Genomic DNA, 14,682 nt, shown 5'->3' with positions numbered 1-14,682 from the left:
TTCACAGAATTGTCACCATCTGGAGACATTATCTCCTGACTCCAGGGGCTTCAAAAGTCATGAAGTTTTCAGTTTTTCCAGTTCCGGCAGCAGTTTTTCGTTCAGCACCTTGATGAAGGTACCTTTCATCCCGAGTGAACGAGATTCAATCACACCTGCACTTTCCAGTTTGCGCAGGGCGTTTACAATGACGGAACGGGTAATGCCCACGCGGTCAGCGATTTTGGATGCGACCAGCAGGCCTTCCTTGCCTTCCAGCTCTTCAAAGATGTGCTCCACGGCTTCCAGTTCGCTGTAGGAAAGGGAGCCGATGGCCATCTGCACAACCGCTTTGCTGCGCGCTTCCTCCTCGATCGCTTCGGAGCGTTCCCGCAGGATTTCCATGCCGACCACGGTCGCGCCCACTTCGGCCAGGATCAGGTCATCGTCGACAAACTGGTTGTTGACGCGGCCGAGAATCAGCGTACCCAGCCGGTCGCCACCGCCGATGATTGGCACGATGGTGGTCCACCCGGAGCGGAATACTTCTTTCATCTCAACCGGGAAAATGGTGTACGGGCTGTCTACATCCAGGTTGGCAGACGTCTCTTCCACTTTCAGAAGACCGGTGCTGTACTCTTCGGGGAAACGGCGCTCTTCCAGCATTTTGCGGATGCGATCGTTGTCCACTTCCTGGTGAATCGAAAAGCCGAGCAGTTTGCCTTTGCGGCTGACGACGAAAATGTTGGCCTCAATGACATCACTCAGCACTTGCGCCATCTCGTTGAAGTTGACGGCATGACCCGCCGATTTTTGCAGCAGGCGGTTAATTCTTCTGGTTTTTGATAACAAATCCATTGTTACGTTCCTCCCAATAATAGTGATCGTTCGGATTTAGAGAATGTACTGGCTTAAATCCTTGTTGCCGGCAATCGATCCGAGTTTGTCACGGACGTACTCCGGCGTGATTTGCACCACATCCAAATGAATGTCAGGCGCCTCAAAGGAGAGGTCTTCCAGCAGTTTTTCCAGCATCGTGTGCAGACGACGCGCACCGATGTTGTCGGTAGACTGGTTCACCTCGGCTGCCAGACGGGCGATTTCCTGGATTGCCTCCGGGGTAAATTCCACCCGGACCCCTTCCGTCTCCAGCAGCGCGCTGTACTGCTTCAAGAGCGCATTTTTTGGCTCTGTCAAAATCCGGACAAAGTCCTCCGCCCGCAAGCTGGTCAGCTCCACACGGATGGGGAAACGCCCCTGCAGTTCCGGAATCAGATCGGACGGTTTGGCCATGTGAAATGCGCCGGCAGCAATGAACAGGATGTGGTCGGTCTTGACCGGCCCGTACTTGGTCATCACTGTCGAACCTTCCACGATTGGCAGGATGTCGCGCTGAACGCCTTCCCGCGAGACGTCGGGACCCCGACCGTCCTTTCCGGCGATTTTGTCGATCTCGTCAATAAAGATGATGCCGTGGTTTTCGGCGCGGTAAATCGACTCCTGCGTGACTTCGTCCATATCCACCAGTTTTTGCGCTTCTTGTTGAATTAATACCTTTCGCGCATCTTTTATTCGCAATTTTCGCTTCTTCGTCCTCTTGGGGAGCAGGTTGCCCAACATGTCCTGCATCTGCATCCCCATTTGCTCCGTACCCGGAACCTGAAACAGGTCAAACATGGACGGGGATTGATCTTCCACGTCGATTTCAATCATCTGGTCCTCCAGATGACCATTCGCGAGCTGCCAGGCCACCTGCCGGCGCTGCTGTTCCAGCGACGCATCTTCCGCATCGGACGTTTGAGTCTGCTGCTGCTGACCGCCGAACAGCATCTCCAGCGGGTTTTTGAACGAATGCTGCTGTTTGCGTGAAGGGACGAGGATGTTGACGATGGCGTCGTTTGCCAGCTTCTCCGCCTTCTCCCGGACTTCCTCCATTTTTTCCTGCTTGACGGTGCGGATGGCCGCCTCGACGAGGTCGCGAACCATCGACTCCACGTCGCGGCCCACATACCCCACTTCTGTAAATTTGGTGGCCTCCACTTTGACAAACGGAGCCCCCGTCAATTTGGCGATCCGGCGGGCGATCTCCGTTTTCCCCACGCCGGTCGGCCCGATCATCAGGATGTTTTTCGGCACCACTTCATCCCTCAGATGTTCCGGCAGCCGGCTGCGCCGGTACCGGTTGCGAAGCGCCACTGCGATGGCTTTTTTCGCCTGGGCCTGCCCGACGATGTACACGTCCAGATGTTCTACAATCTTGCGCGGGGTTAACTGCTCAAGGTTCAGCACAGGGAGTCCTCCCTTCCTTTCATTTCATCTCATCCACGACCAGATTGTCGTTGGTGAACACGCAAATCTCAGCAGCCGTCCGCAGCGCGGCTTCGGCAATCTCCTTGGCGCTCAGATGAGGCGCGTACCGTTTCAGCGCCCTGCCAGCCGCCAATGCGAAACTGCCTCCCGAGCCGATCGCGAGAATGCCGTCATCCGGTTCGATGATTTCGCCGTTGCCGGAAATGAGCAGCAGATGCTCCTTGTTCATCACGATCATCATCGCTTCCAAGCGGCGCAGGATCTTATCCATGCGCCATTCTTTCGCCAACTCCACAGCCGCCCGCTGCAGGTTGCCGTGGAACTCTTCCAGTTTGCCTTCAAACTTTTCAAAAAGGGTGATCGCATCCGCGACAGCCCCAGCAAAACCCGCCAGCACCTCACCGCGGTACAGTCGGCGCACTTTTTTTGCCCCGTGCTTCATCACCATGCTGTTGCCGAACGTGACCTGTCCGTCGCCGGCCATGGCCGCTTCGCCGTTGTGATGTATGGCAAAAATCGTCGTTGCATGAAACTGTTCCATTGCAGATTCCTCCCGCTCATGTACTTCCGGCGGACCCGGAATGACGCGCGGTCGCACGCGGATGGGCCGCGTCATAGACATGGCGCAGCCGTTCCTTGGTCACATGCGTATACACCTGCGTCGTCGAAACGTTGACGTGGCCCAACAGCTCCTGAACGGTCCGCAGATCGGCTCCCGCGTTCAGCAGATGGGTGGCAAAGGTGTGGCGGAACGTGTGCGGCGACACGCGCAGGTTCAGGGCGTGCTGCTCCACGTATTTGTCGACGATGCGGCGGACGCTCCGGTCGGACAGCGGTTCCCCCCTGTAGTTGAGCAGCAGATAGCCGTGGTCGCTGTTACCGGATAGCAGTTTTGGCCTTCCATATTCTAGGTATTGCCGGAGAATGTCACAAGCATAACTGCCGATCGGCACATATCGCTCCTTGGCCCCTTTTCCGTACACCAGGGCGATTCCCCTGGAGACATGGACCGCATCCAGCGTCAGCGTCACCAGCTCGGACACGCGAATCCCGCTCGCATACAGCAGCTCGAAAATGAGCCGATCGCGCATGCCGAGCGGGGTCTGTGTGTCAGGCAGGTCAAAAAATGGTTGCAGTTCATGCGGATATAGGAACGAGGGGAGCTTTTTTTCCACCTTGGGCGTGGACACCAGTTGAAACGGATTTTGCTCCAACCGGCCTTCCCTCAGCAAAAAACGGTACAGACTGCGCAAACTGGACAGCTTGCGGGCGATACTGCGCCGTGACAGCCCCCTTTTCGCCAAATGAGCGAGAAAAGAGCGGCCGTGTAAATAAGAAACAGCAGCAAATACGGGGATTTGGTGCTGTTCCATAAAGGCGACGAATTCGTTAATATCAGCCACGTACTGCTTCACCGTATGAGGAGAGGCATTTTTTTCGACGCGCAAGTAACGGGTGAACAGCTCAATGTCTATGGATATCTGCTGCGATTTGTCCATCTGGCATGCACCCTCCTCAAAGGCACCTATATAGTAACACAGCCGAAAATCGTATATCAACTTAATTTGTGTCTTTTTTGTGTAAAATTCTGAATTGTGTCTAGCGCCCGCTCAGCGAGTTTTTCGTTCTTCTCCCGCTTGTTGCGAATGCGTTTCGGCAGCTCGGGAACAAGCCCGAAGTTGGCATTCATCGGTTGAAAGTTGTTTGGGTCTGCGGTCGTAATGTACCGCGCCATGCTGCCTATCACCGTCTCCGGTGGAAGGACAAGCAGTTCCTCTCCCTTGGCCAGCCGGGCCGCGTTTATGCCCGCCAGCAATCCCGATGCGGCCGACTCCACGTATCCTTCCACGCCGGTCATCTGTCCGGCGAAAAACAGCGTGTCCCGCCCCTTGTACTGATAGGTGGGACGAAGCAGCCTGGGCGAATTGATGAACGTATTGCGATGCATCACGCCGTAGCGGACGATTTCGCAGTTTTCCAAGCCAGGGATGAGCGAAAAGACCCGTTTTTGTTCCGGCCACTTGAGATGTGTCTGGAAGCCGACCATGTTGTACAGGGTGGCCGCTCCGTTGTCCTGGCGAAGCTGCACGACGGCAAACGGCTGCTTGCCGGTGCGCGGATCAATCAAGCCCACCGGTTTCAGCGGACCGAACAGCATCGTCTGACGTCCCCGTTTGGCCATCACTTCAATCGGCATGCAGCCTTCGAAATAGATTTCCTTCTCAAACTCCTTGAGCGGGGCTTCCTCCGCCGTGATCAGCGCGTCGTAAAAGCGGTTGAACTCCTCTTCCGTCATCGGGCAGTTGAGGTAGGCTGCTTCTCCCTTGTCGTAGCGCGACGCGACAAACACCTTGTCCATGTCGATGGAGTCCTTTTCGATGATGGGCGCCGCCGCGTCATAGAAGTACAGGTACTCTTCACCAGTCAACTCCTTCAGCTTCTCCGACAGCGCCGGCGAAGTGAGCGGGCCGGTGGCAATCACCACGATGCCCTCGGGAATCTCCGTCACTTCCTCGTTGATCACTTCGATCAGCGGGTGGTTGCGCACGGCATCGGTCACATATTGGGCAAACTCGTGCCGATCCACGGCCAGCGCACCGCCGGCCGGAACAGCGCACTTGTCCGCTGCGCCGATGATGACCGAGTCAAAGCGGCGCATTTCTTCCTTTAATACCCCTACCGCGTTGGTCAGCGAATTGGCCCGCAGTGAATTGCTGCAGACCAGCTCCGCAAATTTGTCGGTATGGTGAGCGGGCGTCTGTGTCTTCGGCCGCATTTCATACAGTTTGACGCGGACGCCGGATTGGGCGATCTGCCAGGCCGCTTCACTGCCTGCCAACCCGGCCCCCACCACGGTTACGTACGGTTGTTCATTCATGCTGGTATCCTCCACACGTCCTCAGGAATCGGCTTCTTCCTGGTAATCGCATTTGGTGCAGACAATGCTGACGCCCTGCTTTTTCCGTTTCTTTTCGACGAGCATCCCGCCGCACTTCGGACAAGGACGCGCAATTGGTTTGTCCCAGGAAACAAAATCGCATTCCGGATAACGGTTGCATCCGTAAAAAATACGGTTCCTCTTAGATTTACGTTCAATGATCGATCCGGTTTCACACTGCGGGCAGGGGATGCCGAGTTCCTTGACGATCGGTTTGGTGTTGCGGCATTCGGGAAATCCGGAGCAGGCGAGAAACTTCCCGAAACGCCCCAGTTTGTACACCATCACCCGGCCGCACAGTTCGCACGTCTCGTCGGATTCTTCGTCCTTCAGCTCTACTTGTTCCATCTGCTCCTCGGCAACGGCGAGCCGCTTGGAAAAATCCTGGTAGAAGGCGTCGAGCACCTTCACCCAATCGACAATCCCTTCCTCGATGTTGTCCAGGTCGGATTCCATGTGGGCGGTAAACTCCACATCCAGGATTTCGGGGAAGAACTCTTCGATCAGGGAAATGACGATCTCCCCCAGTTCGGTCGGGACGAACCGCTTCTCCTCCAGAGCCACGTAGCCCCGTTTCTGGATCGTGTCCAATGTCGGCGCATAAGTGGAGGGGCGTCCAATCCCCAGTTCCTCCAGCGTCTTGACCAGCCGCGCTTCGGTGTAGCGGGGCGGCGGCTGCGTAAAGTGCTGGGTCGGTTCGATTTCCTTCAATTCCAGCGTCTGTCCCTCTTCAATCGGCGGCAGGAATGTTTCCTCTTCCTTGCCGTCGTCGCTTCCTTCAATATATACCTTCATGAAGCCGGGGAACTTTACCTTGGAACCGGTCGCCCGGAACGTCACTTCACCTGCCGCGATGTCCACGCTCATCGTGTCCAGCACAGCAGACGCCATCTGACTGGCAAGGAAGCGCTCCCAGATCAGCCGGTACAGGCGAAGCTGGTCGCGGCTCAGCACATCCTTGAGCTGGTCCGGCGTGCGCATGACCGACGTCGGGCGAATCGCTTCGTGGGCATCCTGGGCATTTTCCTTTTTCACCTGGGCACGCGGCTCGGCCGGGACGTAATCAGCCCCGAAGTGTTCCACGATGTAGGCTTTGGCTTCCTCTTGGGCCGTCACGGAAACGCGCGTGGAGTCGGTACGCATGTAGGTGATCAGACCGACCGTTCCTTCCTTGCCGCCCAGATCAATCCCTTCATAGAGCTCCTGCGCAATCCGCATCGTCTTGGCCGCCCGGAAGTTCAGCTTGCGTGCCGCTTCCTGCTGCAGCGAGCTGGTGATAAACGGTGGTGCGGGATTGCGCTTGCGCTCCCGTTTGGTCACCTTCTGCACCACGTACGGCTGTCCCTGAATGCGGTCCAGCACCGCATTGACGTCCGCCTCTGACTTCAGATCCCTTTTTTCGTCGCCGTATCCGTAGAATTTGGCCTCAAACGGCTTGCCGTTGCTCAAGAGCGTACTGCTGATCGTCCAGTACTCCTCCGGCACAAACCGCTGGATTTCCCGCTCGCGGTCAATGATCAGCTTGACCGTCACCGTCTGAACGCGCCCGGCACTCAGCCCTTTGCGCACCTTTTTCCACAAGATCGGGCTGATGTTGTAGCCGACCAGGCGGTCCAGGATTCGCCGCGCCTGCTGGGCGTTCACCAGGTCCATGTTGATGTGACGTGGGTGTTTGAACGCCTCCTTGATGGCGTCTTTGGTAATCTCGTTGAACACCACGCGCAGCGGCTGGCTCATGTCCAACCCGAGATACTGCGCCAAGTGCCAGGCAATCGCCTCCCCTTCGCGGTCCGGGTCCGCCGCCAGGTATACCTTTTTTACTTTCTTGGCGGCGTCCTTAAGGGTTTTCAGCACATCCCCCTTGCCGCGAATGGTTATGTATTTCGGTTCAAATCCTTTCGATACGTCAACACCCATTTGGCTTTTTGGGAGGTCGCGCACATGGCCCATGGACGCTTTCACCATATATTTGCTTCCCAGATATTTTCCAATCGTTTTTGCTTTTGCTGGGGATTCGACAATCACAAGCGTGTCAGCCACTTATTTCCTCCCCTTTCTGTAAGGAATCTCCCCTATTATTAAATATGCTCATCCGATTTGTCAAACACCTGCAAGGCTTGATATTGCTTAGAGGAAATCGGACGAGGTCACTTTCTGGCAAAATAGCCTCCGGGCAAGCTGACAATGAATCCTCCTGTTTCCAGCATAAGCAGGGTCTGGTGTAGCCGCTGCCGTTCCCGCGGCGGGAGCGCTTCGGCCAGCTGGTCAGTGTGGACGGGCTCGCAGCCGATCAGCGCGTATACTTTGCTCTCCGTTTCGCCCAGCCTGCCCCCATCTCCACAGGCTGGCTGATCGTCCGCAACAGGCGTCTTAGGCCATACCCTCAATTCATCCATCACGTCGGCCGCATTCGTTACTAGCTTTGCACCTTGTTTCAGCAAGTTATGCGGACCCGCGCTCACCTCGGAAAATATCGGCCCGGGGACGGCAAACACTTCCCGCCCCTGCTCCAGCGCACAATCGGCCGTAATCAGCGATCCGCTGCGTTCCGCCGCTTCGACGACCAGCACGCCGAGACTCAGCCCGCTGATGATCCGGTTGCGCTCGGGAAACAGGCCCGGCTTTGCGGGCGTCCCCGGCGGATATTCCGAAAGAAGCAGGCCGCTTGACCCAATCTCCGCGTAGAGACGCCGATGAAACACGGGATACACCTGGTCGATTCCGCAGCCCATCACCCCGACAGTAGGCGCTCCGGCGTCAAGTGCCGCCCTGTGCGCTTCAGCGTCAATTCCGTACGCCAGCCCGGAGACGATTACCATGCCTGTTTGGGCCAACTGTTTGACCAGGTGGCGGCACGCCGCCCGTCCATATGCAGTCGGCTTGCGGGCGCCCACGACACCGATCGCAGGCTGCTTCAGCAGCGACACATCCCCTCTGTAAAACAAGGCTAATGGCGGGTCTGGAATGTTCCTGAGCAGCGGGGGAAATGCCTCTTCCCAGAAACATACGAACGAGATGCCGGCGCGGATTCGTTCCTGCTTCACTGCCAGCACAGCGGATGGCGCAAGCGCGTCCGTCCAGGTCTGCACAGTTCTCACCCGTACGTTCCCCTCTTCCAAAACGCTCTTCCAGTTGACGGCAGCTTGCGCGAATGATCCCCAGCGCCCGTACAGCTCCCAAAGTTTTTTTCGTCCCAGACCGTTCATCTTGATCATCGCATACAGCCAATCCCGCTCTTCCAATCGATCACTTCCGACCTTCACCCGACCGCCTCCGATCTGTGCGTGGTTGTCCGGCGGCATCTGCCGCGACGTTTCGCCTGCTATTGTACACGGAGACAGCGGCGGGCACAAAAAAAGAAAGAGGGCAAGCGTCCATGCTTGTCCTCTTTCGGCACGCAAACTGCGACCAGATTGAATTACTTGTTCATTACTTTTTCCAGCAGACCGCGCTCTTTGAGCACTTCCACCAGCGTTTCGCCGATGACTGCCGGCGTTTTTGCCACGCGCACGCCGCACGCTTCCAGCTTGGCGATCTTCTCGGCTGCCGTACCTTTGCCGCCGGAGATGATTGCACCAGCGTGGCCCATACGTTTTCCCGGAGGAGCAGTTTGACCGCCGATAAAGCCTACGACCGGCTTCTTCATGTTGGCAGCGATCCATTCAGCCGCTTCTTCCTCAGCCGTACCGCCGATTTCCCCGATCATGATAACCGCTTCGGTATCCGGGTCTTCGTTGAACAGTTTCAGCACGTCGATGAATTCCATGCCTTTTACCGGGTCACCACCGATACCGACTGCGGTGGACTGACCGATACCGCGGGTCGTGGTTTGATGAACCGCCTCGTAGGTCAGGGTGCCGGAGCGGGATACGATGCCCACTTTACCCGGGGTGTGAATGTAGCCCGGCATGATGCCGATTTTGCACTCACCCGGCGTGATGATACCAGGGCAGTTGGGGCCGATCAATTTGGTCTTTTTGCCTTCCATGTAGCGTTTTACTTTCACCATGTCGAGAACCGGGATGCCTTCGGTGATGCAGATGACCAGATCCAGTTCGGCATCAACCGCTTCCATGATGGCGTCAGCCGCAAACGCCGGCGGAACGTAGATAACCGATGTGTTGGCACCGGTCGCTTCTTTTGCTTCTGCTACCGTGTTGAATACCGGAACCGATACAGTGCTGCCGTTGTCCAGCGTGAAATCGACTACGGTGCCGCCTTTGCCGGGTACTGCACCTGCAACCATTTGCGTGCCGTACTCCAGACCGCCTTTGGTATGGAACATACCGGTTTTACCAGTCATGTTCTGGGTGATTACCTTTGTATGTTTGTTCACGAGAATACTCATCGCGTAATTGTCCCACCTTTTTCATCGCGTATAGATACTTCTCGAAAAGCCTTTTCTCCGGTGCGTCCGAGACTGTGCCTTATTGAACCAGCGCTACGATCTTCTCAGCGCCATCCGCCATGGAGTCAGCCGCAACGATGTTGAGCCCGGATTCGCTGAGGATTTTCTTGCCGAGGTCCACGTTGGTGCCTTCCAGACGGACAACCAGCGGACGATCCAGTTTCACTTGTTTCGCAGCAGCAACAACGCCGTTTGCGATGACGTCGCATCTCATGATGCCGCCGAAGATGTTGACAAAGATCCCTTTTACTTTCGGGTCTTTCAGGATGATCTTGAACGCTTCGGTTACTTTTTCTTCGGTAGCGCCGCCGCCTACATCGAGGAAGTTGGCAGGTTCGCCGCCGTAGAATTTGATGATGTCCATGGTCGCCATGGCCAGGCCGGCACCGTTTACCATGCAGCCGATGTTGCCATCCAGGGCGATGTAGGAGAGGTCAAATTTGGATGCTTCGATCTCTTTTTCGTCCTCTTCATCCAGGTCGCGCAGTTCCACGATCTCAGGGTGGCGGAACAGGGCGTTGCTGTCGAAGTTCAGCTTGGCGTCAAGCGCCATGACTTCGCCGTCACCGGTAACCACGAGCGGGTTGATTTCGGCGATGGAGCAATCTTTGTCGACAAATGCTTGGTACAGGCCCATCATGAACTTGACGGCTTTGTTTACCAATTCGTTCGGAATATTGATCGCAAACGCCAGCTTGCGCGCTTGGAATGGAGTCAGGCCGGTAACCGGGTCGATGACTTCCTTGAAGATTTTTTCCGGAGTGCGTGCTGCCACTTCTTCGATTTCAGTACCGCCCTCTTCGGAGGCCATCATAACGACACGGCCTGTCGAACGGTCAACCACAAGACCGACGTAGTATTCCTTCTTGATGTCGCAGCCCTGCTCAATCAGGAGGCGTTTTACTTCTTTGCCTTCCGGACCGGTTTGGTGAGTAACCAGAACCTTGCCAAGCAGCTCTTGCGCATATGTACGGACTTCGTCGAGGCTTTTCGCCACTTTTACCCCGCCTGCCTTACCGCGTCCGCCGGCATGGATTTGCGCCTTCACGACGACTACCTGGGTGCCCAGTTCCTTGGCCGCTTCCACCGCTTCATCCACGGTGAACGCCACGCGTCCTTCGGGAACCTTTACACCGTACTGCTTCAGTATCTCTTTGCCTTGATACTCGTGAATGTTCATTCTCCATCCTCCTAATGGCAAATAAAGATCGGCAGGTTCGCACCGGCCCAAAGTTTGTTCCGCCAGACACAAAACTGCCTTTATCAGTGCAACGTAACTATTCTACGACAAAAATCGCAAAAGTGGTAGTGGAATTGACATGTTCTCTACTAGCGTGACCAGAAGTCGAACATTTCATGAGAATTCCGCTTACTTTTTTCCTCCAAACAGGGTCAGCAGCTTGTCGTCCAGATGCTCGTGGACATACCAGGTGTCGTTCACGCGAATGTGGCGATCGTAGACGTGCACGGTCACGTCGCCCTGTTCGACGGAAAAGATCAGGCGATAGCGCTCATTGCCCGGCGACTTTGGCTGACCGGCAATCGCCACTCCGCCTTTCAGCAGCCGGACACACTGATGTGCTTTCCCCTGCTCCACCGTCGTTTCCGTCGCGCTTTGCTCGACAGACGCCACGCTTACATCCCCGGACGGCTCGATGCGGATTTTCGACGCTTGAAACAGCCTGTCCAACGCATCACCCTCCGTCCGCCGCGGCGGCAGCCATTGGGTGAGCTGCGAAAACAGCGAACCCTGGATGCTGTAGTAATGCGTTTCCCGGCCGAACGGAATGGACACCAGCGTCGGCGTTAGCATGGAAACGTGCAGGGAACGATCCCCTGCATCGATGCGCAGCAGGTAATTGGGATACAGCGGGTACTGATCGATCTTCTCGTCGCTCAGCGGGGTGGCAGCCGCAAGCACCCCCTGGAGAAATTTCGCCTGGGTTGTGCCAAGCGTAACCGTTTGACCCAAGTCTTCAGCAGTGACCACCGCCGTCTGGACTGCTGTCGGCAGCAGCCCTTTTCCCGCCTTCCGATGGATCCACTGGTAAAAGCGGTCGGCACCCGGTCCGCGATATGTATTCTCTCCGTACTGGCTTGCTTGCTTGCCCACTTCCACCACCAACGGGGCCAGCTTCTGCCGGTAGAGCACCAGCGTATAGCGAATCTCGTCCCGCTTCAGCGGCTGCGGGGAAACCTGCAGGTCTTTTCCCTGCTCGGGAAGTTCCTTGAGAAATTCGTCGAGAGCAAGAGGAACTTCCTGACCGTCCGTGGAGAGCACGGTTACCTTTTCCACGGCTCTCAGATCGGCGTCCAACTGCTTTTTCATGTCGGACTCCGCATCTTTGACGCCCTCGGAGCAGCCGGCCAGCAACAGACCGGCCATCAGTACCGGAAACACATACGCACGCAAGGTCCTTTTCATGCAGGTATCCTCCCATCGTGATCGCTGGCTTGTCAGACATCCCTGCAACAGCCCCAATCGACAGTGCGGATCGCGCCGCATTTGTCACCACGCTTGTCCAATCCGCAAACTGGTTCTGCGCCCGCCTCGTCGAAGGCGGCCGCGACGAAATTATCCCGTCTTTTTCACGAATCTGGCGTTTGCCTTCAGCATCAGGCGCTCGGCTGGGGCTGCTTCGACAGGTGGTAGAAGTCAACGTGCACGGTGTGGTCTTCCAGCTTTTTGATAACAGCCAAAAAGGTACACGAGCGGTCCCTCATTATGGAGACAGTAGTTCGCAGGTCTTATTTTATCGCAGGACTCCAAGTCTTGACCAGTTTTTTCTACCATGGTCGACAGAGCGGGAATTATTGTCTCAATGCCCGCAGATGAAGGTTTGTATCTCGCGCTTTCGGCGTTTTGGGGGAACGGCCTCGCCGCCGCCATGTATTATAGTTCTTTGGCAGGGTGAGCTGCTGCGTCTACGGAAGTCCGTTCTCCCTAATGGGATGCCGGCAGCGTATGTTATTTGCTGACAATTTAGAAAATACTTGTTCACTTGTTAGAATAGTATTGCTTCCCATTCGGAGTAAAGCATTTTTTGCTCCGCTTGTTTTGTCCTACCCGATCGCATCAAAGAGAAAGCCGGGCAGATGCCCGACTGTCACTTCACCCGTACCGCTGTTCCCGTAGCGATTACCATCATCATGCCTTCGCGCAGCGTCTCGAAGTCCAAATCCACGCCGATGACGGCATTTGCCCCCAGGGCTCTCGCTTTCTCCTTCATTTCCTGGATCGCCAGTTCCCTGCCTTCGGCGAGCTTGTTCTCATAGGCACCGCTGCGGCCGCCGATGATGTCAGTGATCCCTGCCAGAAAATCGCGAACCACGTTGGCCCCCATAATCACTTCACCGCTGACAATGCCCAGATACTCCACAACTTCTTTGCCCTGCAAGGTGTTGGTGGTTGAGATGAGCATGTGATTGCCTCCCCATGAATCAAGTTCGTATTCCTACTATTATTACGGTTGGGGCAGCTGTTCGGTTGCAAACGTTTTTTCACACCGTGCCGACAGCACCTTGGCTGGCACTCCCCTGCTGCATACCGGATGCAGGTTTCGATTCTTGCAGTTGATGTTGCGGTTGCTGTTGTTGCTGTTCTTGTTGTTGCTGCGGTTGCTCCTGTTGCTCCTGTTGCCAGATATCGCCAAGTGCTCCTTCTTGCAGTTCTTGTTTGGATTCCTGGATAAATTGATTGATTTTTTGATGGTTCACCTGATTCTGCTGCTCCTCCCGCTGACAAGGCGCGGCTGGCGGCGCTATCTGCTGCCGCTTCTGCTCAATTGCCTGCTGTACGTCCTGCTGCCCATGCTGTCGTTCGTCGTTCTGCTGCTTCTTCTGTTGGTCATTCCCGGGCTCCTCGAGCTTGTTCTCGACCAGATTGAAAAACGGATTCTCTTCTTGATGCTCTCTGTGATTCAAATGAATCCCTCCTTGTTCGTAAGCGCTCAGACATCGTGTTCGCCATAAACCCCCAGTTTCATATCCATACATTTCCCATGAACAACGTTTGTATGTGTAGAAAATCCTGCATTATGCAAAAACACCCTACCGATGCCGGCAGGGTGTTTTGCACGTGCAGTTTGATAGGGTCACGCACATGTCTATTTCCTGGGTTCCACGTAACTGTCAAAGTGCCTCCAAACCTCTTCCAATTCCAGCAGGACATCCTTGGCCTGTTCGGCAGACGCCTGGGTCATCGCTCGCAGCAGGGCAGTGACGACCGAAAGCGGCGCTACCAGGGAATCCATGTGTGAAGCAATTCCTGTCGGCGTATAGAGCACCTCGTCGGCATGGCGAACCAGCGGCGAAGAGGGATAGTCAGTAATGGCTGCGACATGAACCCCTTTTTTCTTCCCGTAGGCCAGACAGTCGACCGTAAAACGGGAGTATCGCGCAAAGCCGATGCCCACAATCACATCGTCTGCGCCAAAGCGTTGCAGCTGATCAACCGTGCGCGGCTCTCCGGTAAGCAAGACGGTCTCCTTGCTCAGAAAACGCAGGTAAAACTCGAAGAAAAGCCCGATGGACAGCGTGCTTCGCGCACAAACGATTCCGATGCGCGGAGCCGCGACGAGACGTTTGACGATCCTTCCAAACGCCTCCAAATCGATTCGTTCCATCATCAGCGTCAGGTTTTGCACATCCTCTTCGAAATACTGCAGGACTGTTCGCTGCTCGGCGCTTTCCACCACGCGCGAGAGCTGGAAGCGCTCGCCGGTGGTCAACTTTGATCGGACCAGTTCCTGCAGTTCCCGCGAGAGGGCCGGATAGCCCGAACAGCCGATAAACGAGGCAAAGCGGGTAACGGTCGATTCGCTGACACCGGCCTTGCGGGACATTTCGGCGACGTTGTAAAAGGCGGCCGATTCAGGGTCCCGCAGTATTACGTCGGCAATCCGCTGCTGTGAGGGACTCATCTGTGCGTACAACTGTGACACCTTCTGGAGAATGGAAGGTCCGTATTCCATCGTGATCACCTCAATACGTTGTCCCGTACATCCAATACCGTTAAGTATACGAAAGGATAGAAGCGGCGACAACG

13 protein-coding genes are annotated in these 14,682 nt (G+C 55.8%); all 13 read right to left on the bottom strand.

Translation table 11 applies throughout. The features are described from left to right. Positions 1-57: 57 nt before the first annotated feature. Complete coding sequence (gene codY / locus ETC00_RS03830) at positions 58-837, bottom strand: GTP-sensing pleiotropic transcriptional regulator CodY (RefSeq protein WP_171564632.1); 780 nt, start codon at positions 835-837, stop codon at positions 58-60. 36 nt (positions 838-873) lie between these two features. Beyond that, complete coding sequence (gene hslU / locus ETC00_RS03825; RefSeq protein WP_304415445.1) at positions 874-2,268, bottom strand: ATP-dependent protease ATPase subunit HslU; 1,395 nt, start codon at positions 2,266-2,268, stop codon at positions 874-876. A 19-nt stretch (positions 2,269-2,287) separates the two neighbouring features. Then, positions 2,288-2,830, bottom strand: coding sequence for an ATP-dependent protease subunit HslV (gene hslV, locus ETC00_RS03820; RefSeq protein ID WP_171564631.1), 543 nt, complete (start codon positions 2,828-2,830; stop codon positions 2,288-2,290). Positions 2,831-2,846: 16 nt separating this feature from the next. Next, positions 2,847-3,788 carry a tyrosine recombinase XerC gene (gene xerC / locus ETC00_RS03815; RefSeq protein WP_171564630.1) on the bottom strand — a complete coding sequence of 314 codons (942 nt, stop codon included), beginning with the start codon at positions 3,786-3,788 and terminating at the stop codon, positions 2,847-2,849. Between the two features lie 56 nt (positions 3,789-3,844). Beyond that, positions 3,845-5,167, bottom strand: coding sequence for an FADH(2)-oxidizing methylenetetrahydrofolate--tRNA-(uracil(54)-C(5))-methyltransferase TrmFO (trmFO, locus tag ETC00_RS03810; RefSeq protein ID WP_171564629.1), 1,323 nt, complete (start codon positions 5,165-5,167; stop codon positions 3,845-3,847). A 21-nt stretch (positions 5,168-5,188) separates the two neighbouring features. Then, the gene (topA, locus tag ETC00_RS03805; RefSeq protein WP_171564628.1) at positions 5,189-7,267 is read right to left on the bottom strand and encodes a type I DNA topoisomerase; all 2,079 of its coding nucleotides are present in this window, start codon (positions 7,265-7,267) and stop codon (positions 5,189-5,191) included. 107 nt (positions 7,268-7,374) lie between these two features. Next, positions 7,375-8,490, bottom strand: a complete 1,116-nt coding sequence (gene dprA, locus ETC00_RS03800) for a DNA-processing protein DprA (protein WP_371808869.1) — start codon at positions 8,488-8,490, stop codon at positions 7,375-7,377. Between the two features lie 155 nt (positions 8,491-8,645). Continuing rightward, entirely contained in the window at positions 8,646-9,575 is a 930-nt protein-coding gene (sucD, locus tag ETC00_RS03795) for a succinate--CoA ligase subunit alpha (protein ID WP_029098935.1), read from the bottom strand. A 79-nt stretch (positions 9,576-9,654) separates the two neighbouring features. Next, the gene (gene sucC, locus ETC00_RS03790) at positions 9,655-10,815 is read right to left on the bottom strand and encodes an ADP-forming succinate--CoA ligase subunit beta (protein WP_171564626.1); all 1,161 of its coding nucleotides are present in this window, start codon (positions 10,813-10,815) and stop codon (positions 9,655-9,657) included. A 189-nt stretch (positions 10,816-11,004) separates the two neighbouring features. Then, complete coding sequence (locus ETC00_RS03785; protein WP_171564625.1) at positions 11,005-12,060, bottom strand: hypothetical protein; 1,056 nt, start codon at positions 12,058-12,060, stop codon at positions 11,005-11,007. Between the two features lie 682 nt (positions 12,061-12,742). Continuing rightward, the gene (locus tag ETC00_RS03780) at positions 12,743-13,057 is read right to left on the bottom strand and encodes a YbjQ family protein (protein ID WP_171564624.1); all 315 of its coding nucleotides are present in this window, start codon (positions 13,055-13,057) and stop codon (positions 12,743-12,745) included. Between the two features lie 79 nt (positions 13,058-13,136). Continuing rightward, positions 13,137-13,559 (bottom strand): hypothetical protein, encoded by a 423-nt coding sequence (locus tag ETC00_RS03775; protein WP_171564623.1) that lies wholly within the window; start codon positions 13,557-13,559, stop codon positions 13,137-13,139. A gap of 182 nt (positions 13,560-13,741) precedes the next feature. Then, the gene (locus ETC00_RS03770) at positions 13,742-14,608 is read right to left on the bottom strand and encodes a MurR/RpiR family transcriptional regulator (protein WP_171564622.1); all 867 of its coding nucleotides are present in this window, start codon (positions 14,606-14,608) and stop codon (positions 13,742-13,744) included. Positions 14,609-14,682 lie beyond the last annotated feature (74 nt).

The sequence above is a fragment of the Brevibacillus sp. MCWH genome (genome assembly GCF_013096935.1).
Lineage (GTDB): Bacteria > Bacillota > Bacilli > Brevibacillales > Brevibacillaceae > Brevibacillus > Brevibacillus aydinogluensis.
The sequence above is the reverse complement of the archived record's forward strand: the minus strand, read 5'-3'. Positions and strand labels throughout refer to the sequence as shown.